This window comes from Pseudomonas sp. GV047, from assembly GCF_003058245.1.
In the GTDB taxonomy this organism is placed as follows: domain Bacteria; phylum Pseudomonadota; class Gammaproteobacteria; order Pseudomonadales; family Pseudomonadaceae; genus Aquipseudomonas; species Aquipseudomonas marginalis.
The window spans coordinates 260,559-282,236 of record NZ_QCWA01000003.1; the positions used below are offsets into that span (position 1 = coordinate 260,559).

Here is a 21,678-nt window from a genome sequence, read left to right on the forward strand (position 1 = left end):
TCACCCTGCCGGGCACAGCCCAAATAAATCAGTAAAACCCTACATGTGTACGTAGGAGTCCTACTCAGTCCAGCTCGAATCGCACGCAAAAAAAGACCCGCCATCCGTAGGACGCGGGCCTTCTTTTAATTCATCGAGCGCTCAGCGCCCGGCAAATCACTTGTTGAGGTTGTAGTCTTTTTCCGCCGCATCAAAGCGCTCGACCATACCGGCTGTCGGTGCGCCCAGCTTGCTCACGACGTAGATCGCCAGGCTGGCGAAGATGAAGCCTGGGATGATTTCGTACAGACCCAGCAGTTCGAAGTGCTTCCACACGATCACGGTGATCGCGCCGACCAGGATCCCGGCCAGTGCGCCGTTGCGGGTCATGTTCTTCCAGATCACCGAGATCAGCACCACAGGGCCGAACGCAGCACCGAAACCGGCCCAGGCGTAGCTCACCAGGCCCAGGACGCGGTTGTTCGGGTTGGCGGCCATGGCGATAGCGATCAAGGCCACCAGCAGTACCATCAGACGGCCGACCCACACCAGTTCAAGCTGGGAAGCGCTTTTGCGCAGGAAGGTCTTGTAGAAGTCTTCGGTCAGGGCGCTGGAGCACACCAGCAACTGGCAGCTCAGGGTGCTCATGACCGCAGCCAGGATGGCCGACAGCAGCACGCCCGCGATCCATGGGTTGAACAGCAACTTGGCCAGTTCGATGAACACGCGCTCGTGGTTCTCGTTGACCGGGCCCGCCACTTCCGGGTGCGCCGAGAAGTAGGCGATGCCGAAGAAGCCCACGGCCACGGTGCCGCCCAGGCACAGGATCATCCAGGTCATGGAGATGCGACGCGCGTTGGCGATCGACTTCACTGAATCCGCCGCCATGAAGCGCGCGAGGATGTGTGGTTGGCCGAAGTACCCCAGGCCCCAGCCCATCAGCGAGATAATGCCGATGAAGGTGGTGTTTTTCAGCATGTTGAAGTTGTCGGGGTTCTTGGCTTCGATGGCCAGGAACGTGGTGTCGACGCCACCGGTGGCCAGCAGCACGATGATCGGCGTAAGGATCAGCGCGAAAATCATCAGCGTGGCTTGTACGGTGTCGGTCCAGCTGACGGCCAGGAAACCACCCACGAAGGTGTAGGCAATCGTCGCCGCAGCGCCGGCCCACAGCGCGGTCTCGTAGGACATGCCGAAGGTGCTTTCGAACAGGCGGGCACCGGCCACGATGCCGGACGCGCAGTAGATAGTGAAGAACACCAGGATCACGACCGCAGAGATGATCCGCAGCAGGCCGCTTTTATCTTCGAAACGGCTGGAGAAGTAGTCCGGCAGGGTCAGGGCGTCGCCGTTGTGCTCGGTCTGTACCCGCAGGCGACCGGCCACGAACAGCCAGTTGAGGTAGGCACCGACGATCAGGCCGATGGCGATCCAGCTTTCCGACAGGCCGGACATATAGATCGCGCCCGGCAGTCCCATCAACAACCAGCCGCTCATGTCGGAAGCACCGGCTGACAAGGCAGTCACCACGCTCCCAAGGCTGCGACCGCCGAGGATGTAATCGGAAAGGTTGTTGGTGGAGCGATAGGCCATGAAGCCGATCAGCACCATTGCTGCGATGTAGATCACGAACGTGATCAGGGTTGGATTACTAACGCTCATAGGAGTGACGCCCTGGCTTTGTTTTTATGTAGCGGCGGTCTGTCAGACGGCCACCTACTGGAAGTAGGTAAACGTAACTGCGTGCCGCGCATTTATGACTGACGTTTCCCCAGGAAAGCCGCCAGCCGATGAACCAAACCCTAAAGCCGGTTGCACCTTGGGCGCGAATGCTATTCAACAAAGCAAATAAGGTGCAACCAGTTTCTTGGGAATAAGTTGCACCCAAGTGTAAAACCCGCAAAACGCTCCTTTTTTGCTCCTTTTCGGAGCAAGAACAGCCGATCTCAGAAGCAAATGCACCAAGCCGAAGCGGATTCCGTCGCCGGCCAATTTTTTTCCGATCAAGCGACGAAAAATTCATCGACAAAATGGGTTGCACCCGGTTGCACCTCTCCCTGAGCAAAGCTAATCTTGCCGCCAGCTGATGCCACTCGGTAGTGGCACCCATGAGGATAAGAAAATGGCTACGACCACCCTTGGGGTCAAACTCGACGACCCGACCCGCGAACGCCTCAAGGCGGCCGCGACCTCCATTGATCGCACGCCGCACTGGCTGATCAAGCAGGCGATTTTCAATTACCTGGAGAAACTCGAGGGTGGTGCAACCCTGACCGAGCTCAACGGCTTGAGCAGCAAGGACGCTGACGACGCAGGCGAAGTCCAGAGCGACCACGCCCATCAGTGCTTCCTTGAGTTCGCCGAGAGCATCCTGCCGCAATCCGTACTGCGCGCTTCGATCACCGCCGCTTACCGTCGCCCCGAGCCGGAAGTGGTGCCGATGCTGATCGAACAGGCCCGCCTGCCGGTGCAAATGGCCGAAGCCACCAACAAGCTCGCCGCTTCGATTGCGGAAAAACTGCGCAATCAGAAGAGTGCCGGCGGCCGTGCCGGGATTGTCCAGGGCCTGCTGCAGGAATTCTCGCTGTCGTCCCAGGAAGGCGTAGCCCTGATGTGCCTGGCCGAAGCATTGCTGCGGATCCCGGACAAAGGCACCCGCGACGCGCTGATCCGCGACAAGATCAGCACCGGCAACTGGCATCCGCACCTGGGCAACAGCCCGTCGCTGTTCGTCAACGCCGCCACCTGGGGCCTGCTGCTGACCGGCAAACTGGTCGCTACCCATAACGAAGCCGGCCTCACCTCATCCCTGAGCCGCATCATCGGCAAGAGCGGCGAGCCGATGATCCGCAAGGGCGTCGACATGGCCATGCGCCTGATGGGCGAGCAGTTCGTGACCGGCGAAACCATCGCCGAAGCCCTGGCCAACGCGAGCAAATTCGAAGCCAAGGGTTTCCGCTACTCCTACGACATGCTCGGTGAAGCCGCCCTCACCGAACACGACGCGCAGAAATACCTGGCCTCGTACGAGCAAGCCATTCACTCCATCGGCAAAGCCTCCCACGGCCGTGGGATTTATGAAGGCCCGGGCATCTCCATCAAGCTGTCGGCCCTGCACCCGCGTTACAGCCGTGCGCAGTACGAACGTGTGATGGATGAGCTGTACCCGCGCCTGCTGTCCCTGACCCTGCTGGCCAAGCAATACGATATCGGCCTGAACATCGACGCCGAAGAAGCCGACCGCCTGGAACTGTCGCTGGATCTGCTCGAGCGCCTGTGCTTCGAGCCGCAGCTGACCGGCTGGAACGGCATTGGCTTCGTGATCCAGGCCTACCAGAAGCGTTGCCCGTATGTGATCGACTACGTCATCGACCTGGCACGCCGCAGCCGCCATCGCCTGATGATCCGCCTGGTAAAAGGCGCGTACTGGGACAGCGAGATCAAGCGCGCCCAGGTCGAAGGCCTGGAAGGCTACCCGGTGTATACCCGCAAGGTGTACACCGACGTTTCCTACATTGCCTGTGCACGCAAGCTGCTGTCGGTACCGGAAGTCATCTACCCGCAGTTCGCTACGCACAACGCCCATACCTTGTCGGCGATTTACCATATCGCCGGTCAGAACTATTACCCCGGCCAGTATGAATTCCAATGCCTGCACGGCATGGGTGAACCGCTGTACGAGCAGGTAGTAGGCAAGGTTTCCGAAGGCAAGCTGAACCGTCCGTGCCGCGTGTACGCACCGGTCGGCACTCACGAAACACTGCTGGCTTACCTGGTGCGTCGCCTGCTGGAAAACGGCGCCAACACCTCGTTCGTCAACCGCATCGCCGACCAGTCCATCTCGATCCAGGAGCTGGTGGCCGATCCAGTGGCCAGCATCGAGCAGATGGCGACGCTGGAAGGCGGCTTCGGCCTGCCGCACCCGCGTATCCCGCTGCCCCGTGACCTGTACGGCAGCGACCGTGCCAACTCGGCCGGTATCGACCTGGCCAACGAACACCGCCTGGCATCGCTGTCCTGCGCCCTGCTGGCCACCGCGCACAACAACTGGAAGGCCGCGCCGATGCTCGGTTGCGCCGCCAGCGATCAAGCGGCGGCACCGGTATTGAACCCGTCCGACCTGCGTGACGTGGTCGGTCACGTGCAAGAAGCCACCGTCGAAGACGTCGACAACGCGATCCAGTGCGCCATCAGCGCCGGCCCGATCTGGCAGGCCACCCCGCCCGCCGAACGCGCCGCGATCCTGGAACGTGCCGCCGACCTGATGGAAGGCGAGATCCAGCCGCTGATGGGCCTGCTGGCCCGCGAAGCCGGCAAGACCTTCGCCAACGCCATCGCCGAAGTACGTGAGGCCGTGGACTTCCTGCGCTACTACGCGGTACAGGCGCGCAACGACTTCACCAATGACGCCCACCGCCCACTGGGTCCGGTGGTGTGCATCAGCCCGTGGAACTTCCCGCTGGCGATTTTCAGTGGGCAAGTGGCTGCCGCACTGGCCGCCGGTAACCCGGTACTGGCCAAGCCAGCCGAACAAACCCCGCTGGTGGCTGCACAAGCCGTGCGCATCCTGCTCGAAGCCGGTATTCCCCAAGGCGTGCTGCAATTGCTGCCGGGCCAGGGCGAAAGCGTCGGTGCCCGTCTGGTGGGTGATGATCGCGTCAAGGGCGTGATGTTCACCGGCTCCACAGAAGTCGCGCGGCTGCTGCAACGCAATGTCGCCGGGCGCCTGGATGCCCAGGGCCGTCCGATTCCGCTGATCGCCGAGACCGGCGGCCAGAACGCAATGATCGTCGACTCCTCGGCACTCACCGAACAGGTGGTCATCGACGTGGTGTCCTCGGCCTTCGACAGCGCCGGTCAACGTTGCTCGGCCCTGCGTGTGTTGTGCCTGCAGGAAGATTCGGCAGACCGCGTGATCGAAATGCTCAAGGGCGCCATGGCTGAATGCCGCCTGGGCAACCCGGAGCGCCTGTCGGTGGACATCGGCCCGGTGATCGACGCCGAAGCCAAGGCCGGCATCGAGAAACACATCCAGGCCATGCGCGACAAAGGCCGCAATGTGTACCAGGTGGCGATTGCCGACGGTGAAGAAATCAAGCGCGGTACCTTCGTGATGCCCACCCTGATCGAGCTGGAAAGCTTCGACGAGCTGCAACGGGAGATCTTCGGCCCGGTGCTGCACGTGGTGCGCTACAAGCGCAAGGAGATCGACCAGCTTATCGGCCAGATCAACGCATCCGGCTATGGCCTGACCCTGGGCGTACACACCCGTATCGACGAGACCATCGCCAAGGTGATCGACAACGTCAATGCCGGTAACGTCTACGTCAACCGCAACATTGTCGGTGCCGTGGTCGGCGTGCAGCCGTTCGGCGGCGAAGGCCTGTCGGGCACAGGCCCGAAAGCCGGTGGCCCGCTGTACCTGTACCGCTTGCTGTCGACCCGTCCTACCGATGCGATCGAGCAATCCTTCGTACGTGGCGACAAGCTGGCGGCACCGGACGTACGTCTGCGTGATGCCATGAGCCAACCGCTGACCGCCCTGAAAACCTGGGCCGACAGCAATAAGTTCAGCGAGCTGAGTGCGCTGTGCAGCCAGTTCGCCGCGCAGTCCCAAAGCGGAATCACCCGTCAGTTGGCCGGCCCGACCGGCGAGCGCAACAGCTACGCCATCCTGCCCCGCGAGCACGTACTGTGCCTGGCGGACGTGGAAGGCGATCTGTTGACTCAACTGGCGGCGGTATTGGCCGTCGGCGGTTCGGCGGTGTGGCCGGAAACCGACCTGACCAAGGCCGTGTTCCCACGGTTGCCGAAGGAGATTCAGGCGAAAATCAAGCGCGTGGCCGACTGGACCAAGGACGAGGTGGTGTTTGACGCCGTCCTGCACCACGGCGATTCCGACCAACTGCGTGGGGTGTGCCAGCAAGTGGCGCAGCGTGGCGGGGCGATTGTCGGGGTACATGGTTTGTCTCAGGGCGAAACATCCATTGCCTTGGAGCGCCTGGTGATCGAGCGTGCGTTGAGCGTTAACACCGCGGCTGCCGGCGGTAATGCCAGCCTGATGACCATCGGCTAACTGAATGTGGGAGGGGGCTTGCCCCCTCCCACATTTGATCGCATTTCAATTCCCCTCCCCGCGTTCTGCCTCTTCATCACCCAGATCAATCTTGCTATCCAGTCTTTATTCGCGCACTTAGACTCAGGCCAATTCCTCCAAAGGTAAGCCGCCATGTCCGAGACGCTGCTCAGTTCCCGCAATCTGGCTTTCGAGCTGTACGAAGTCCTCGATGCCGAGGGCCTGACCCAGCGCGAGCGGTTTGCCGAGCACAATCGCGAAACGTTCGATGCCGCGATCAGCACGGCGCGCAGCATCGCCGAAAAGCACTTCGCCCCCCACAACCGTAAGAACGACGAAAACGAACCGCGCTACGAAAACGGCGCAGCCATCCTGATTCCGGAAGTCAAACCGGCGGTGGATGCGTTCCTGGAAGCCGGCTTCCTCAATGCGGCCCGCAGCTTCGAAGCCGGTGGCATGCAGTTGCCGACCCTGCTGTCCCAGGCCTGCTTCGCTCACTTCCAATCCGCCAACGCGGCCTCGACGTCCTACCCGTTCCTGACCATGGGCGCCGCCAACCTGATCGAAAGCTTCGGCACCGAGGAGCAAAAACAGCGCTTCCTGCAACCGATGATCGAAGGCCGCTTCTTCGGCACCATGGCCCTGACCGAGCCCCACGCCGGCTCATCGCTGTCGGATATTCGTACCCGCGCCGAGCCCGCGGCTGACGGCAGCTATCGCCTCAAAGGCAACAAGATCTTCATCTCCGGCGGCGACCACCCGCTGTCGGAAAACATCGTGCACATGGTGCTGGCCAAGCTGCCGGACGCGCCCGCTGGGGTGAAGGGCATTTCGCTGTTTATCGTGCCCAAGTTCCTGGTCAACGACGACGGCAGCCTCGGCGCGCGCAACGACGTGCTGCTGGCCGGGCTGTTTCATAAGATGGGCTGGCGTGGCACCACGTCCACGGCACTGAATTTCGGCGATAACGGCAACTGCGTCGGCTATCTGGTGGGTAAACCGCACCAAGGCCTGAGCTGCATGTTCCAGATGATGAACGAGGCACGCATCGGTGTCGGCATGGGCGCGGTGATGCTCGGTTACGCCGGCTATCTCTATTCGCTGGAATACGCCCGCGAACGCCCGCAAGGCCGCTTGCCCGACAGCAAGGACCCAGGCACCGCGCCGGTCTCGATCATCCAGCACGCCGATATCAAGCGCATGCTGCTGACGCAAAAAGCCTACGTCGAAGGTGCCTTTGACCTGGGCCTGTACGCCGCGCGGCTGTTCGATGACACCACCACACTGGAAACCGAGGCCGAACGCAAACAGGCCCATGAACTGCTGGACCTGCTCACCCCCATCGTCAAATCCTGGCCCTCGGAGTTCTGCCTCAAGGCCAACGAACTGGCGATCCAGATCCTCGGCGGCCACGGTTATACCCGCGAATACCCGGTGGAGCAGTACTACCGCGACAACCGCCTGAACCCGATCCACGAGGGCACCCATGGCATCCAGTCCCTGGACCTGCTGGGGCGCAAGCTGGCGCAGAACGGCGGCGCGGGCCTGAAGCAACTGATCCGGCTGATCGCCGACACGGGCGCACGGGCACAGGAATATCCAGGCCTGACGGCATTGAGAGAGCCGCTGGAGCACCTGGTCAGCCGCCTGCAAAGCGTGACCATCGGCCTGCTGACGGATCTCGCCCAGGGCAAGGTCAACAGCAGCCTGGCGAACTCGGCGCTGTACCTGAAGGTATTCGGACATACGGTGATTGGCTGGCGCTGGCTGGAACAGGCGATTCGCGCCGAAGAAGGGCTGACCAAGGGCAATGGGGCCGATGTCGCCTTCTATAAAGGCAAGCTCCAGGCCGCCCGGTACTTCCTGACTTGGGAGATTCCGGGCTGCCATCATGAACTGGTGATTCTGGAGGCACGGGATGATACGTGCCTGGGGATGCAGGATGAGTGGTTCTAGGGCTGGATCGCCTTGGAAATCACCTCGACCGTGGCGCTGACTTGCTCTTGGTAACGGTCGAGTTCCTGCTGGTGAGCCTGCTGCATTTCGATCTGCTCGGCGCACAGGTTCAGCGCCGCCAGCACCAGTAGCTTGTCACCGATCAGGGTCGGGTACTTTTTCTTGGTGGTGGCCAGGGAGGCCTTGAGCATGGTCACGGCGTGCATCAGAGTTTTATCTTCCCCGGCCGGGGCCTTGATCGAGTAATCCTCTCCGAGAATCGAAACGACCTTTATCCCTTCATTCATGCGCTGACAGGGCCTGCGCTCACGCGCTCAACCAGCGCCTGGATCCGGGCTGCGGTGGCGCCGTGCTTTTCTTCCTGCTCCATCAGGTTCAGTTGCAGGCTGTCGTTCTCATCCTTGGCGCGAGCCAGTTCGGCCTTGAGGGATTCGTTGCTGCCCAGTAGCTCCTGATTCTGCTGTACCAGGTCGCTGACCAGTTGTTCCAGTTGGCTGAGGGATGCTTCTAACATTTTGATTTCTCGGGCTTTTTCAAAGGGCGGTGACGATAAAGAAAATTCACCTCGGATGCCAGGGTTATCCCTGGCGCGCAGCCCGTTTTCAAGGGCCGGGCCACGCTTTCGAGCCTTAGTGACTGCATTTCCCCCATCTGGTTCCTGAATCCGCGCAACCCCTCGTCAGATGCGACAAAAACGCACAGCCCCCTCTAGACTTTAGTCGTACGCCCGATAGAGAGGCACACCCCGTCTCATGACCGCACGGATTGCGCCTCTCCCAGGATTTCCGCATGTCGCTTCGTAATATGAATATCGCTCCGAGGGCCTTCCTCGGCTTCGCGTTTATTGGCGCGTTGATGTTGTTTCTAGGCGTGTTCGCCCTGAACCAGATGAGCAAGATCCGTGGCGCCACCGAAGACATCACCTTGTCCAGCGTGCCAAGCATCCGCGCCCTGGATGAGTTCACCCAACTGACCCTGCGCCTGCGCGTGTTGTCTTATCGCTTGCTGACCAACCGCGAGCCGGATGTGCAGCAAAAGACCCTGGAAGCCTTCGAACTGCGCAACCAGCAGATCCGCACCGCCCAGGGCGTCTACGAGAAACTGATTGAAAGCAGCGAAGAACGTAGCACCTACAACGAATATGTAAGCCTGCTGGGCCAGTACCATCAGATTGAAGAGCGCATGAAGAGCCTGTCACGGGCCAACCAGGTGGATGAGCTGCGCAGCCTGCTTAACACCGAATTGCTGAGCAACTCCGAGCAGGTCAACGCCGTGCTGACGCGCCTGCTGGACCTCAATAACAAGATGGCCCTGGCCACCAATCAGGAGGCCGAAGACCAGTACAACGCGGCCTTCAACCTGGTCGTGGGCCTGCTGGTGATCGCCACGCTGCTGACCCTGCTGTTTGCCTGGCTGCTGACCCGCAGCATCACCCTGCCGATTTCACAGGCACTGGAAGCGGCGGAAGAAGTCGCCGAAGGCAACCTGACACGGCCGATCAAAGTCGACGGCAACGATGAAGCCGGGCGCCTGCTCGCCGCCATGGCCAAGATGCAGGACAAACTGCGCGACACCCTGCAACGCATCGCGGGTTCCGCCACCCAACTGGCTTCCGCCGCCGAGGAACTGAACGCCGTCACCGACGAAAGTGCCCGTGGCCTGACCCGGCAAAACAACGAAATCGAGCAAGCCGCCACCGCCGTCAACGAGATGACCAGCGCCGTGGAAGAAGTCGCACGCAATGCGGTGAGCACCTCGGAAGCCTCGCGCAACGCCACCACGTCTGCTGGCGACGGCCGCGACCTGGTGCAGGAAACCGTCAGCGCCATCGAGCGCATGAGCGGCGATGTGCAGGCTACCGCCACCCTGATCGGCGAACTGGCCAATGAGTCGCGCGATATCGGCAAAGTGCTGGACGTGATTCGCGGCCTGGCCGACCAGACCAATTTGCTGGCCCTGAACGCGGCGATTGAAGCCGCACGCGCCGGTGAAGCCGGTCGCGGGTTCGCGGTGGTCGCCGATGAAGTGCGGGCCCTGGCCCATCGCACCCAGCAGTCCACCAGCGAGATCGAGCGGATGATCGGCAGTATCCAGGCCGGCACCGAGCACGCGGTGGACTCGATGCGCAACAGTACCGAACGGGCGGAGTCGACGCTGAACATCGCCAAAGGCGCCGGGATGTCGCTGGACACCATCAACACGGCGATTGTCGAGATCAACGAGCGCAACCTGGTGATCGCCAGCGCGGCGGAAGAACAGGCGCAGGTGGCGCGGGAAGTGGACCGCAACCTGGTGAACATTCGTGATCTGTCGGTGCAATCCGCTACGGGCGCCAGTCAGACCAGCGCCGCGAGCAGCGAATTGTCACGCCTGGCGGTAGACCTGAACGGGATGGTAGGCCGCTTCCGCCTCTAACGCCCTGCACTGGCTTGAAATGTGGGAGGGGGCTTGCTCCCGATAGCGGTGGATCAGTTAAAGACAAGCTGACTGACATACCGCCATCGAGGGCAAGCCCCCTCCCACATTCAGATCTGCGCCCGACGTTAAAAGCTTTTTGACAGCACCGCAATTCAACAGGTTAGAATCCCTGGCACGCAGACTGCATGGTCAGTTTGCGTCCCGTCTTGTTTGCCCATGGAGTACTGCCTTTGAATGCGACGACCATCAACAGCCTGTTCTTGATCGGCGCGTTGCTGGTGAGTGCGAGCATTCTGGTGAGTTCTCTTTCCTCGCGCCTGGGTATCCCGATCCTGGTGATCATCCTGGCCGTGGGCATGGTGGCCGGCGTCGATGGCGGCGGCATCATTTTCGACAATTACCCGACTGCCTACCTGGTGGGCAACCTCGCGCTGGCAGTGATCCTGCTCGACGGCGGTTTGCGTACACGGGTGGCGAGTTTCCGCGTGGCACTCTGGCCGGCATTGTCCCTGGCCACCGTGGGGGTGTTGATTACCACCGGCCTCACCGGCATGGCGGCGGCCTGGCTGTTTGACCTGAATATTATCCAGGGCCTGCTGATCGGTGCGATTGTCGGCTCGACCGACGCCGCAGCGGTGTTCTCGCTGCTGGGCGGCAAGGGCCTGAACGAACGGGTGACCGCCAGCCTCGAGATCGAATCCGGCAGTAACGACCCGATGGCGGTGTTCCTCACCGTCACCCTGATCGACATGCTCGCCAGCGGCCAGACCGGCCTGCACTGGAGCCTGCTGACCCACCTGGTGCGCGAGTTCGGCATCGGTGGCATCGTCGGCCTCGGCGGCGGCTGGCTGATGCTGCAGATGGTCAACCGCATCAACCTGGCCACCGGCCTGTACCCGATCCTGGTGATCGCCGGCGGCCTGTTCGTGTTCGCCCTGACCAACGCCTTCCATGGCAGCGGCTTCCTCGCCGTGTACCTGTGCGGCCTGGTGATCGGCAATCGCCCGGTGCGTAGCCGTCATGGCATTTTGCATATGCTCGACGGCATGGCCTGGCTCGCGCAGATCGGTATGTTCCTGGTGCTGGGCCTGCTGGTCACGCCCCATGATTTGCTGCCGATTGCCCTGCCGGCCCTGGGCCTGGCGCTGTGGATGATCCTGTTTGCGCGGCCGCTGTCGGTGATGGTCGGCCTGCTGCCGTTCAAAGCCTTCCATGGCCGCGAAAAGGCCTTTATCGCCTGGGTCGGCCTGCGCGGCGCGGTGCCGATCATCCTGGCAGTGTTCCCGTTGATGGCCGGCCTGCCCCATGCGCAGCTGTACTTCAACCTGGCGTTCTTTATCGTGCTGGTGTCGCTGCTGGTACAGGGCACCAGCCTGCCGTGGGTGGCCAAGCTGCTCAAAGTGACCGTTCCGCCGGACCCGGCGCCGATCTCCCGCGCAGCCCTGGAAGTGCACGTCACCAGCGAGTGGGAGCTGTTCGTCTACCGCCTCGGCGCAGAAAAATGGTGCATCGGCGCGGCCCTGCGTGAGCTGAAAATGCCCGAAGGCACGCGCATCGCGGCCCTGTTCCGTGGCCAGCAACTGCTCCATCCGTCGGGTAGTACGGTGCTGGAAGTCGGCGATCTGCTCTGTGTGATCGGCCATGAACACAACCTGCCGGCCCTGGGCAAACTGTTCAGCCAGGCACCGCAACGCGGCCTCGATTTGCGCTTCTTCGGCGACTTCGTCCTCGAAGGCGACGCCCAGCTGGGCGCGGTTTCGGCGCTGTATGGCCTCAAGCTCGAAGGGATCGACCCGGACATGCCGCTGAGCCGCTTCATCACCCAGAAAGTCGGCGGCGCGCCGGTAGTGGGCGACCAGGTGGAGTGGAACAACACCATCTGGACCGTCGCGGTCATGGACGGGAACAAGATTGGCAAAGTCGGCGTCAGATTCCCCGAAGGAAGTCGCCCGGGCCCCGGACTCTTCCTCTAAACTGCGGGGCGACAGCACGCCCCCGATTCTTCACCTTGCTCGATCGGTCTCTATGCCAACCCTGCGCACTTTTCTCGCCACTGCCCTGCTGGGCCTGACCCTTTGTGTCGGCAGCGTCTACGCCGCCGACCCGCCCAGCGCCGACGCCATCCAGCAAACCCTGGACAAGCTGCCGGATCGCAAACTGCCCGACGCCGACATGAAGGCGCTGCAGTCGATCCTGCAACAGACCCTGACCTACCTGGGCAACAAGCAGGATTACGAGCAGCGCCTGGTCGACCTCAAGCGCCAGCTGGAAGACGCGCCGCGCCAGACCAGCGAGAACCAGCGCGAACTGACCCGACTCAAGGCCACCAAGGTCATTCCGGTGGCCCAACGCTACGCCACCCTGCCGGTGCCGCAGCTTGAGCAACTGCTGGTGCAGCGCAGCACCCAGCAAGGCGACCTGCAAAAGGAACTGGCCGACGCCAACAGCCTGACCATCGCCGCCCAGACCCGTCCCGAGCGCGCCCAGACCGAAATCAGCAGCAGCCAGACGCGTATCCAGCAGATCAATGCCACCCTCAAGGCCGGCAAGGACAATGGCAAAGCCCTCAGCGGCGACCAGCGCAACCAACTGAATGCCGAACTGGCCTCCCTGAATGCCCTGATCCCCCTGCGCCGCCAGGAGCTGGCCGGCAACAGCCAGCTGCAGGACCTGGGCAACAGCCAGCACGACCTGATCCAGGAAAAAACCGCGCGCCTGGAACAGGAGATCCAGGACCTGCAAACCCTGATCAACCAGAAGCGCCTGGCCCAGTCCCAGCAGACCGTCACCCAACAGTCCATCGAAGCGCAGAAAGCCGGCGGCAGCAGCCTGCTGGCCACGGAAAGCGCGGCCAACCTGAAGCTGTCCGACTACCTGCTCAAGAGCACCGACCGCCTCAACGACCTGACCCAGAAGAACCTGCAGACCAAGCAACAGCTGGACACCGTGACCCAGAGCGATTCGGCCCTGGACGAGCAGATCAATGTGCTCAAGGGCAGCCTGCTCCTGTCGAAGATTCTGTATAAGCAGAAACAAGCGTTGCCCCGCCTGACGGTGGACCGCGACCTGGCGGACGATATCGCCAACATTCGCCTGTACCAGTTCGAGGTCAACCAACAGCGCGAGCTGATCAGCTCCCCCAGCACCTATGTGGATAACCTGCTGGCCAACCAGCCGCCGGCCGACGTCACCCCGCAACTGCGGCGCACCCTGCTGGAACTGGCGATCACCCGCAGCGACCTGCTGGAGCGCCTGAGCCGCGAGCTGAGCGCGCTGCTCAACGAATCCATCACCCTGCAACTGAACCAGAAACAACTGCTCAGCACCGCCACCACCCTGCGCGCGACGCTCGATGAACAGATGTTCTGGATCCCCAGCAACAAGCCGCTGGACACCGAGTGGCTGGAAACCGTGCCGGCGCACCTGAGCAAGCAGGTCACCACCCTGCCCTGGGCCTCCAGCGTCAGCGAGCTGTACGACGGCCTGACCCAGCGTCCGCTGCTGTTTTTGCCGTTGCTGCTGCTGATCGGTGCCCTGTTGTGGCGCCGCAACGCGCTGTACGCGCGCCTGAAAAGAGTCCATCTGGACATCGGCCACTTCAAACGCGACAGCCAATGGCACACGCCCCAGGCGATCCTGGTGAATATCCTGTTGGCGATGCCGGTAGCACTGGGCCTGGCGCTGTGCGGCTACGCACTGCAAATAGATGCCCGTGGACAAAACGCCAACCTCGGCGCGGCCCTGTTGCAGATTGCCCAGGCGTGGCTGGTGTTTTACACCGCCTACCGCATCCTGGCGCCGGGTGGCGTGGCCGAGTTGCACTTCCGCTGGGAAAAGCCCCAGGTCGAATTCCTCCAGGGCTGGGTGCGCAAGCTCGGGCTGGTGGTGCTGGCCCTGGTGGCCGTGGTGGCGATTGCCGAGCATCAACCGGCGGCGCTGGCCGACGACGTGCTGGGCATTGGGGTGGTCCTGACCTGCTACGCCCTGATGGCCTGGCTGCTGGGACGCCTGCTGCTGCACAGCCCGACCCACGAAAAAGCCTCGCTGTTCCGCAAAGCCGTGGGCCTGCTGTTTACCGCCCTGCCTATCGCGCTGTTCATTGCCGTGTGCTTTGGCTACTACTACACCGCCCTCAAGCTCAGCGACCGGCTGATCAACACCCTGTACCTGCTGATGTTCTGGCTGGTCATCGAAGCCACCTTCGTCCGCGGCCTGGGCGTTGCCGCCCGACGCCTGGCCTATTCCCGCGCCCTGGCCAAACGCCAGGCCGCCAAGGAAGCCGGCGAAGGCGAAGCGGTGATCGAAGAGCCGACCCTGGATATCGAACAGGTCAACGAACAATCGATGCGCCTGATCCGCCTGGCGCTGCTCGGCGGCTTTATCGCGGCGCTGTACTGGGTATGGTCGGACCTGATCTCGGTATTTTCCTACCTGGACAACGTCACCCTGTACGAATACACCAGCGGCACCGGTGCCAATATCAGCATGGTGCCGATCAGCATCGGCGACCTGCTCGGCGCGCTGATTATCATCGGCATCACCTTTGCCCTGGCGCGCAACCTGCCCGGCCTGCTGGAAGTGCTGGTGCTGTCCAAGCTTGACCTGGCCCAGGGCAGTGCCTACGCCACGACCACCTTGCTGTCCTACATCATTGCCGGCGTGGGCTTTGTCTCGACCCTGTCCACCCTCGGCGTGAGCTGGGACAAGTTGCAATGGCTGGTGGCCGCGCTGTCGGTGGGGTTGGGCTTCGGCATGCAGGAGATCTTCGCCAACTTTATCTCCGGCATCATGATCCTGTTCGAGCGCCCGGTGCGCATCGGCGACACCATCACGATCGGCAACCTGTCGGGCACGGTGAGCAAGATCCGCATCCGCGCCACCACCATCACCGACTTCGACCGCAAGGACATCATCGTCCCGAACAAGACGTTCATCACCGGGCAACTGATCAACTGGTCCCTGACCGACACCATCACCCGCGTGACCCTCAAGCTGGGCGTGGACTACGGCTCCGACCTGGACCTGGTGAAGGAATTGTTGCTCAAGGCTGCGCGAGAAAACCCAAGGGTGTTGAAGGAACCGGAACCCCATGTGTACTTCCTCAACTTCGGCGAAAGTACGCTGGACCACGAACTGCGCATGCACGTGCGCGACCTCGGTGACCGCAACCCGGTGATCGACGAAGTGAACCGCTTTATCAACCGCGAGTTCAAGAACCACCACATCAACATCTCGTTCCGGCAGATGGAGGTGTACCTGAAAAACCTCCACGGCCAGGAGTACAAGCTGGTGCCGGTGGAGGACGAGAAGAGAACCATCGTCGGACCGACCGAGGCGCCAGATGTGCCGGAGCCGCCGGACGGCAAAGTGGCGGATGCACCCGAGCCACCGCCCAGCAAACTCGACTAAACGCCCTATCCCCAGCAGAATGCTCGGACATTCTGCTGGAGATGGCCGGTGAAAGCCCTCGACGAACTGACCTTCGACAACCGCTTCGCACGCCTGGGCGACGCGTTCTCAACCCACGTATTGCCCGAGCCCCTCGACGAACCGCGCCTGGTGGTGGCAAGCAATGCCGCCATGGCCCTGCTCGACCTCGACCCTGCCGTGGCGCAAACGCCGGTGTTCGCCGAGCTGTTCAGCGGCCATAAGCTGTGGGCCGAAGCCGAGCCGCGGGCAATGGTCTACTCCGGGCACCAGTTCGGCGGCTACACCCCGCAGCTGGGCGATGGTCGGGGATTGCTGCTGGGCGAGGTATACAACGAGGCCGGCGAGCATTGGGACCTGCACCTCAAGGGTGCCGGGATGACGCCCTACTCGCGCATGGGCGATGGCCGCGCGGTGCTGCGCTCGTCGATTCGGGAGTTCCTGGCCTCCGAAGCGCTGCATGCACTGGGTATCCCCAGCAGCCGTGCGTTGTGCGTGATTGGCTCCAGCACCCCGGTCTGGCGTGAGAAGCAGGAACGTGGGGCGATGGTGCTGCGCCTGGCGCCCAGCCATATCCGTTTTGGTCATTTCGAATATTTCTACTACACCAAGAAGCCCGAACAGCAGGCCGAGCTGGCCGAACACGTGTTGAACCTGCATTACCCCGAGTGCCGCGAACAGCCCGAGCCCTACCTGGCGATGTTCCGCGAAATCGTCGAGCGCAATGCCGAGATGATCGCCAAATGGCAGGCCTATGGTTTCTGCCACGGCGTGATGAACACCGACAACATGTCGATCCTCGGCATCACCTTCGACTTCGGGCCGTTTGCGTTTCTCGACGACTTTGACGCGCACTTCATCTGCAATCACTCGGACCATGAAGGACGTTACTCCTTCAGCAACCAGGTGCCCATCGGCCAGTGGAACCTCAGCGCGCTGGCCCAGGCGCTCACGCCATTTATCAGCGTCGATGCCTTGAAAGAAGCCCTTGGCCTGTACCTGCCGCTGTACCAGGCCCACTACCTGGACCTGATGCGCCGCCGACTGGGGCTGACCACTGCCGAAGACGACGACCAGAAGCTGGTGGAACGGTTGCTGAAGCTGATGCAGAACAGCGGCGTGGATTACACGCTGTTCTTCCGGCGACTTGGGGATGAATCGGCAGCGCTGGCGGTGGCGAAGCTGCGCGATGACTTTGTCGACCTCGCCGGGTTCGATGCCTGGGCCGAGCTGTACACGGCCCGTGTTGCGCGGGATGGGGATTACAGCGAAGAGCAGCGCCGTGAGCGGATGCATGCAGTGAACCCGCTGTACATCCTGCGCAACTACCTCGCACAGAACGCTATCGCCGCCGCCGAATCAGGCGACTACAGCGAAGTGCAGCGACTGCATGAGGTGCTTTCCAAGCCGTTCGAGGAGCAAGCGGGGATGGAACAGTACGCGCAACGACCGCCGGATTGGGGCAAGCATTTGGAGATCAGTTGTTCGTCGTGATACGCGCCATGCCCACGGTTAGATGAACAGGTCGACCGGCACCTTGAAAAAATCCGCCAGCCAACGAATCTGTCGCACGTTCAGCTGGCGTTTTCCACTGAGGATTTCCGAGACCACCGATTGAGCGCCAACACCCGGCAAATCACTCTGAGTCAGGCCATGCTCCTGCATCATTGATCGCAGTACGTCGACACCGCTCGCCTCAGGCATCGGCCAATGCTCCAGGTCATAAGCCTCGACCCAGTCACCGATGATATCGACAACGCCCATCAACGGATGGGCTTCGTCATCCCCGACGATATCCAGTAATTCGTCGAGCGCCTCCACCAGCACATCGTAGTCAGCCTCGGTTTTGGGCTTGCGCAGCAGCGGTGATACGAATTGCCAATGCTCGGCCACCTGCTCAATCAGCACACTCATTTTCAATCACTCCTTCCATTTACCCTTGTCGTATTCCCGATGGTCCAGCACATGCCGAATATAAAGCCGCTGCATTCGGTAGCGCACAATCGCAATGAGCCGTAGCTTGTTACCACCGATGTTGAAGACGTGTAATGCCCCCACCTTATCCACTGCAGGAAAAATCAACTTCAACGCCGCGAAGTCTTCGGGATTGAGGACTTTGACTTTCCGATACCACTCATCCAAAGCAGTGGCTGAATGAGGCCACTTCAACTTGGCACTTCTGATTTGTTTCGCACTGATTACACGCATGCAACATCCCTATCGCATATTGCTATGAAGGTTAAACCCGAACGCCGACTATCGCAATTTGCTATGGCGTCGAACGGACCGATGGTGCTATTTCGAACAAGCACTTCCAGCCTAGATAGGCATGCGCCAATCGACATTTGCGAATCTGTTAGCACATGCGTCGCCACCCCCGAGCTTGATAAAGCTGATGCCTGACTCCAGATAGGGAGCATTGGCCACATCCACGGAGCCCACCATGTCCGAACCTCTCGTTATCCCCTGCCCCCATTGCAACGGCCTCAACCGCATCCCCGCAGAACGCCTGGGTGATACGCCCAAGTGCGGGCGCTGCAAGCAACCGGTTCTACTGGGCAAGCCTTTCGAGCTGAAACAAGGTGACTACGCCAGTCAGATCAAGGGCGACCTGCCGCTGCTGGTGGACGTGTGGGCCGATTGGTGTGGACCATGCAAGTCGTTTGCGCCGGTGTTTGAACAGGCGGCCGGGCAGCTGGAAGGCAAGTGCAGGCTGGCCAAGCTGGACAGCGAGGCCAATCAGCAGCTGTCGGCACAATTGGGGATTCGTTCGATCCCCAGTCTGATTCTGTTCAAGAACGGCCGCGAAGTGGCGCGCCAGAGCGGAGCGTTTCCGTTGCCGCAGCTGATGAGCTGGTTGCGTAGCCAGGGGGTGTAATCGGACCTGGAGAACAATGCTGGACAGTGTGGGAGGGGCTTGTCCCCTCCCACAGAGGTTTTGTGTCGCCAGCAAAATCAGGCGTTTTCCAGCAGGTTATGCAGCTCCACAAATTGCAGTGTGAGCTTGTGCCGTGGATCCAGGTGGATCAGCGGCTTGTTCTCCTGATGCGACTCGCGCATGCGCACCGAGCTGGCCAGGTACACCGGCAACACCGGCAAGCCCTCGGCAATCAACTCATCGAGCATTTGCTGCGGCAAGCTCGCCCGCGCCTGGAACTGGTTGACCACGATGCCTTCCACTTCGAGGCCTTCGTTGTGGTCTTCCTTCAATTCTTCGATTTCAGCCAGCAGGCCATACAGGGCCTGGCGCGAGAAGCTGTCGCAATCGAAGGGGATCAGCACACGATCAGCGGCAATCAGCGCAGAAACCGCATAAAAGTTCAGGGCTGGCGGGGTATCCAGGTAGATCCGGTCGTAATCTTCGCCCAGCTCATCGAGCAGCTTTCGCAGCTTGTTGATCTTGTGCTTGGCCTCAAGCTTGGGCTGCAGGTCCGCGAGTTCGGCGGTGGCGGTAATGACGTGCAGGTTGTCGAAGGGGGTTTCGTAGATATCGACCTTGTTCTTCTTCGAAAACGGCCCGGAAGACAGGGTTTGCTTGAAAAAGTCCGCGATCCCCATGGGGATGTCGTCGCCAGTCAGCCCCGTCAGGTATTGGGTTGAATTGGCCTGTGCATCGAGGTCCACCAACAGGGTTCGATAGCCTTCGCTGGCGCTGACCGCCGCCAGGTTGCAGGCGATGCTCGACTTGCCAACACCGCCTTTTTGATTGAACACCACGCGCCGCATGGAAAAACCTCCGTGTATCAATGAATGTCCGAGTGTAGAGGGCAAAAGCGCCTGTTAGCTACCTCGTTCATCGATGCATTGCTGCATTGCATCGGGTCTGTCATGTGTCGCGTACAAATGAAAAGGAAGTGTCCGACGATCCAAGTTGCCCCTCGTTGAAGGACAATCTGTAAACCTTCCCGACTTATTTGTAATCGGCCTTGCACAATTCTTTACCAAAGTTTGCTAGAACCCCGCAGCACCGGGATAATGCGCGCCACTCGGCGATTGCTCCTTGTCCCGGTATTCGGGGCCAAAAGCCGCACATGGAAGCCCGCAGGGGCGGGATAACTTCTCAGTGATCAACTTCAACATCGCCCAATGGCGCGCCTGGGCCCCCGGCCTGGAAAGCGCGGACGACTGGCACGCCTGGTGCCAGGCCCCGGTGTTGCTGCCTGCCAGCGATGCCTCGCCCGACGTGTCGTTCCTGCCGGCCATGCAGCGCCGCCGCCTGAGCCGCCTGGCGCGCATGGCGTTCAGCGTAGGCTGGCCGCTGGCCGACGGCCTGCAAGACCTGCCGCTGGTGTTTGTTTCCCGGCATGGCGAAACCCCGCGCACCCTCGACATCCTCAGCGACCTGGCCAACGACCAGCCGCTGTCGCCGACCCAATTCAGCCTGTCGGTGCACAACGCGGTGATTGGCCTGTGGTCGATCCTGCGCAATGAAACCAGCGAAATGACAGCCCTCGCCGCCGCCGGCGATGGCCTGGAGCACGGCATGCTCGAAGCCGCGGCCCTGCTCAACGAAGGCGCTCCGGCGGTATTGCTGGTCATCACCGAAGAACAGCCGCCCGAGGCCTACGCCAGTTGGATCGTTGACGTGCCGTTTCCCTACGCCCTCGGCCTGCTGCTGACGCCAGGCGACGAGTGGCAACTGGAACTCAGCGCCGGCACTGTCCAACCCACTCAAACCCAGTGGCCCCACGCCCTGAACCTGCTGCGCACCCTGCTTACCGAACAGGGCGCCTGCCAACATGCCTGGAAGAACCGTGTATGGAACTGGCAACGCAAGTCGTGAACGATAAGCCACGGGATGCCTACTACTGGCGCCTGTTCGCCACTGCCGCGAGCTTCTTCGTGTTCGGCGTCGGCGGGTTGTGCCTGCGTTTGCTGGTCTTTCCCCTGCTCAGCTGCCTGCCGGGCAACGTAGAAAGGCACCAGCGCCGCGCCCGCCATACCATCAGCAAGCTGTTCTGGTTCTTTATCCGCCTGATGCAACGCGCCGGCGTGCTGACCTACAGCGTCGAAGGCGCCGAAAGGCTCGGCCAGCCGGGCCAGATGATCATCGCCAACCACCCTTCGCTGATCGACGTGGTGTTCCTGATCGGCCTGATGCGCCAGACCAATTGCGTGATCAAGCAGAGCCTGTTTCAAAACCCGTTCACCCGTGGCCCGGTGCGCGACGCGGGTTACATAAGCAACGACGGCAGCGCAGACATGCTCGACGCCGCCGCTGACGCCCTGCGCAACGGCCAGACGCTGATCATCTTTCCCGAAGGCACCCGCACCACCCCCGGCGTGGCGCCCGCCTTTCATCGCGGGGCCGCCGCCATTGCCCTGCGCGGTGCGACAATCATCACCCCGGTAGTGATCAAGGTCAGCCCCACCACTCTGACCAAGGCAGAACCCTGGTATCGCATCCCTAAATGCCGTTTTCACTTCAGTTTGCGCGTGGGGGCCGATATAGAACCACAGGCGTTCGCAACACTGGGGCCCGCGCCCCAGGCCTCACGCAAGCTCAACGATTACCTGCACCATTATTTCATTAAGGAGCTCGCCGAAGATGAGCGACCAACACCGCCTTGAGCACGATATAAAGCTGTTGATCATCGAGGCCCTGGGCCTGGAAGACATCAGCGCCGACGACATCGGCAGCGACCAAACCCTGTTCGGCGAAGGCCTGGGCCTGGATTCGGTAGACGCCCTGGAATTGGGCCTGGCGATCCAGAAAACGTACGGTATCAAGATCGATGCCGACGCCAAGGACACCCGCAATCACTTCACCAACGTGGCCAGCCTTGCGGCGTTCGTCACGGCCAGACAGGCAGCTTGAGACC

16 protein-coding genes and 1 pseudogene are annotated in these 21,678 nt (G+C 61.6%); 11 read left to right on the plus strand and 6 right to left on the minus strand.

From position 1 onward, the window contains the following. Positions 1 to 156: 156 nt before the first annotated feature. A complete protein-coding gene (gene putP / locus C8K58_RS09555; protein ID WP_027604965.1) occupies positions 157 to 1,641 on the minus strand; it encodes a sodium/proline symporter PutP in 1,485 nt (494 codons plus the stop codon). A 460-nt stretch (positions 1,642 to 2,101) separates the two neighbouring features. On the opposite strand from putP, the gene putA reads away from it, so the two are divergent. Further along, the gene (gene putA, locus C8K58_RS09560) at positions 2,102 to 6,055 is read left to right on the plus strand and encodes a trifunctional transcriptional regulator/proline dehydrogenase/L-glutamate gamma-semialdehyde dehydrogenase (protein WP_098480497.1); all 3,954 of its coding nucleotides are present in this window, start codon (positions 2,102 to 2,104) and stop codon (positions 6,053 to 6,055) included. A gap of 153 nt (positions 6,056 to 6,208) precedes the next feature. Continuing rightward, positions 6,209 to 8,011, plus strand: a complete 1,803-nt coding sequence (locus C8K58_RS09565) for an acyl-CoA dehydrogenase (RefSeq protein WP_098480498.1) — start codon at positions 6,209 to 6,211, stop codon at positions 8,009 to 8,011. Here C8K58_RS09565 and C8K58_RS09570 read toward each other — a convergent pair. Next, positions 8,008 to 8,298 (minus strand): cell division protein ZapA, encoded by a 291-nt coding sequence (locus tag C8K58_RS09570; protein WP_017526490.1) that lies wholly within the window; start codon positions 8,296 to 8,298, stop codon positions 8,008 to 8,010. The two genes, C8K58_RS09565 and C8K58_RS09570, sit on opposite strands and share 4 nt — an antisense overlap. Next, positions 8,295 to 8,525, minus strand: a complete 231-nt coding sequence (locus C8K58_RS09575; protein WP_003187970.1) for a hypothetical protein — start codon at positions 8,523 to 8,525, stop codon at positions 8,295 to 8,297. The genes C8K58_RS09570 and C8K58_RS09575 overlap by 4 nt, the downstream gene beginning before the upstream one ends. Positions 8,526 to 8,815: 290 nt before the next feature. Here C8K58_RS09575 and C8K58_RS33055 point away from each other — a divergent pair. The 5 genes and pseudogenes from C8K58_RS33055 to selO form a co-directional block, all read left to right on the plus strand. Beyond that, positions 8,816 to 9,571: pseudogene (locus tag C8K58_RS33055) on the plus strand (MCP four helix bundle domain-containing protein); the annotation flags it as partial. Next, positions 9,563 to 10,426, plus strand: coding sequence for a methyl-accepting chemotaxis protein (locus tag C8K58_RS33060; RefSeq protein WP_370671258.1), 864 nt, complete (start codon positions 9,563 to 9,565; stop codon positions 10,424 to 10,426). The pseudogene C8K58_RS33055 and the gene C8K58_RS33060, both read left to right, overlap by 9 nt. Before the next feature lie 233 nt (positions 10,427 to 10,659). Further along, positions 10,660 to 12,402: a potassium/proton antiporter gene (locus tag C8K58_RS09585; RefSeq protein WP_027604969.1), complete on the plus strand. Its 1,743-nt coding sequence runs from the start codon at positions 10,660 to 10,662 to the stop codon at positions 12,400 to 12,402. A gap of 52 nt (positions 12,403 to 12,454) precedes the next feature. Further along, entirely contained in the window at positions 12,455 to 15,838 is a 3,384-nt protein-coding gene (mscK, locus tag C8K58_RS09590) for a mechanosensitive channel MscK (protein ID WP_027604970.1), read from the plus strand. A gap of 48 nt (positions 15,839 to 15,886) precedes the next feature. Further along, entirely contained in the window at positions 15,887 to 17,350 is a 1,464-nt protein-coding gene (gene selO / locus C8K58_RS09595; protein ID WP_108573651.1) for a protein adenylyltransferase SelO, read from the plus strand. Between the two features lie 18 nt (positions 17,351 to 17,368). Here the strand turns inward: selO and C8K58_RS09600 are convergent, their stop codons facing one another. Then, a complete protein-coding gene (locus C8K58_RS09600) occupies positions 17,369 to 17,770 on the minus strand; it encodes a type II toxin-antitoxin system HigA family antitoxin (protein WP_027604972.1) in 402 nt (133 codons plus the stop codon). A gap of 6 nt (positions 17,771 to 17,776) precedes the next feature. Beyond that, complete coding sequence (locus C8K58_RS09605; protein ID WP_027604973.1) at positions 17,777 to 18,064, minus strand: type II toxin-antitoxin system HigB family toxin; 288 nt, start codon at positions 18,062 to 18,064, stop codon at positions 17,777 to 17,779. A 235-nt stretch (positions 18,065 to 18,299) separates the two neighbouring features. Between C8K58_RS09605 and trxC the strand changes: the two genes are divergently transcribed. Continuing rightward, on the plus strand, positions 18,300 to 18,734 hold the full coding sequence (trxC, locus tag C8K58_RS09610; protein ID WP_027604974.1) for a thioredoxin TrxC: 435 nt from the start codon (positions 18,300 to 18,302) through the stop codon (positions 18,732 to 18,734). Between the two features lie 77 nt (positions 18,735 to 18,811). On the opposite strand, the gene C8K58_RS09615 is transcribed toward trxC, so the two are convergent. After that, positions 18,812 to 19,582 carry a ParA family protein gene (locus C8K58_RS09615; RefSeq protein WP_027604975.1) on the minus strand — a complete coding sequence of 257 codons (771 nt, stop codon included), beginning with the start codon at positions 19,580 to 19,582 and terminating at the stop codon, positions 18,812 to 18,814. Between the two features lie 337 nt (positions 19,583 to 19,919). Between C8K58_RS09615 and C8K58_RS09620 the strand changes: the two genes are divergently transcribed. The 3 genes from C8K58_RS09620 to C8K58_RS09630 are packed head-to-tail and all read left to right on the plus strand — an operon-like array spanning position 19,920 to position 21,674. Continuing rightward, positions 19,920 to 20,639 (plus strand): beta-ketoacyl synthase chain length factor, encoded by a 720-nt coding sequence (locus C8K58_RS09620; protein ID WP_027604976.1) that lies wholly within the window; start codon positions 19,920 to 19,922, stop codon positions 20,637 to 20,639. Beyond that, positions 20,615 to 21,427, plus strand: a complete 813-nt coding sequence (locus C8K58_RS09625) for a 1-acyl-sn-glycerol-3-phosphate acyltransferase (RefSeq protein ID WP_027604977.1) — start codon at positions 20,615 to 20,617, stop codon at positions 21,425 to 21,427. Before C8K58_RS09620 ends, C8K58_RS09625 begins: the two co-directional genes overlap by 25 nt. Then, the gene (locus C8K58_RS09630) at positions 21,405 to 21,674 is read left to right on the plus strand and encodes a phosphopantetheine-binding protein (RefSeq protein WP_027604978.1); all 270 of its coding nucleotides are present in this window, start codon (positions 21,405 to 21,407) and stop codon (positions 21,672 to 21,674) included. Before C8K58_RS09625 ends, C8K58_RS09630 begins: the two co-directional genes overlap by 23 nt. The last annotated feature ends 4 nt before the right edge of the window (positions 21,675 to 21,678 follow it).

Bases quoted from the DNA above. Each gene is read 5' to 3' on its own strand.
- putP (WP_027604965.1), bottom strand. From the start codon at position 1,641: ATGAGCGTTAGTAATCCAACCCTGATCACGTTCGTGATCTACATCGCA.
- putA (WP_098480497.1), top strand. From the start codon at position 2,102: ATGGCTACGACCACCCTTGGGGTCAAACTCGACGACCCGACCCGCGAA.
- C8K58_RS09565 (WP_098480498.1), top strand. From the start codon at position 6,209: ATGTCCGAGACGCTGCTCAGTTCCCGCAATCTGGCTTTCGAGCTGTAC.
- C8K58_RS09570 (WP_017526490.1), bottom strand. From the start codon at position 8,298: ATGAATGAAGGGATAAAGGTCGTTTCGATTCTCGGAGAGGATTACTCG.
- C8K58_RS09575 (WP_003187970.1), bottom strand. From the start codon at position 8,525: ATGTTAGAAGCATCCCTCAGCCAACTGGAACAACTGGTCAGCGACCTG.
- C8K58_RS33060 (WP_370671258.1), top strand. From the start codon at position 9,563: ATGCAGGACAAACTGCGCGACACCCTGCAACGCATCGCGGGTTCCGCC.
- mscK (WP_027604970.1), top strand. From the start codon at position 12,455: ATGCCAACCCTGCGCACTTTTCTCGCCACTGCCCTGCTGGGCCTGACC.
- C8K58_RS09600 (WP_027604972.1), bottom strand. From the start codon at position 17,770: ATGAGTGTGCTGATTGAGCAGGTGGCCGAGCATTGGCAATTCGTATCA.
- C8K58_RS09605 (WP_027604973.1), bottom strand. From the start codon at position 18,064: ATGCGTGTAATCAGTGCGAAACAAATCAGAAGTGCCAAGTTGAAGTGG.
- trxC (WP_027604974.1), top strand. From the start codon at position 18,300: ATGTCCGAACCTCTCGTTATCCCCTGCCCCCATTGCAACGGCCTCAAC.
- C8K58_RS09615 (WP_027604975.1), bottom strand. From the start codon at position 19,582: ATGCGGCGCGTGGTGTTCAATCAAAAAGGCGGTGTTGGCAAGTCGAGC.
- C8K58_RS09625 (WP_027604977.1), top strand. From the start codon at position 20,615: ATGGAACTGGCAACGCAAGTCGTGAACGATAAGCCACGGGATGCCTAC.
- C8K58_RS09630 (WP_027604978.1), top strand. From the start codon at position 21,405: ATGAGCGACCAACACCGCCTTGAGCACGATATAAAGCTGTTGATCATC.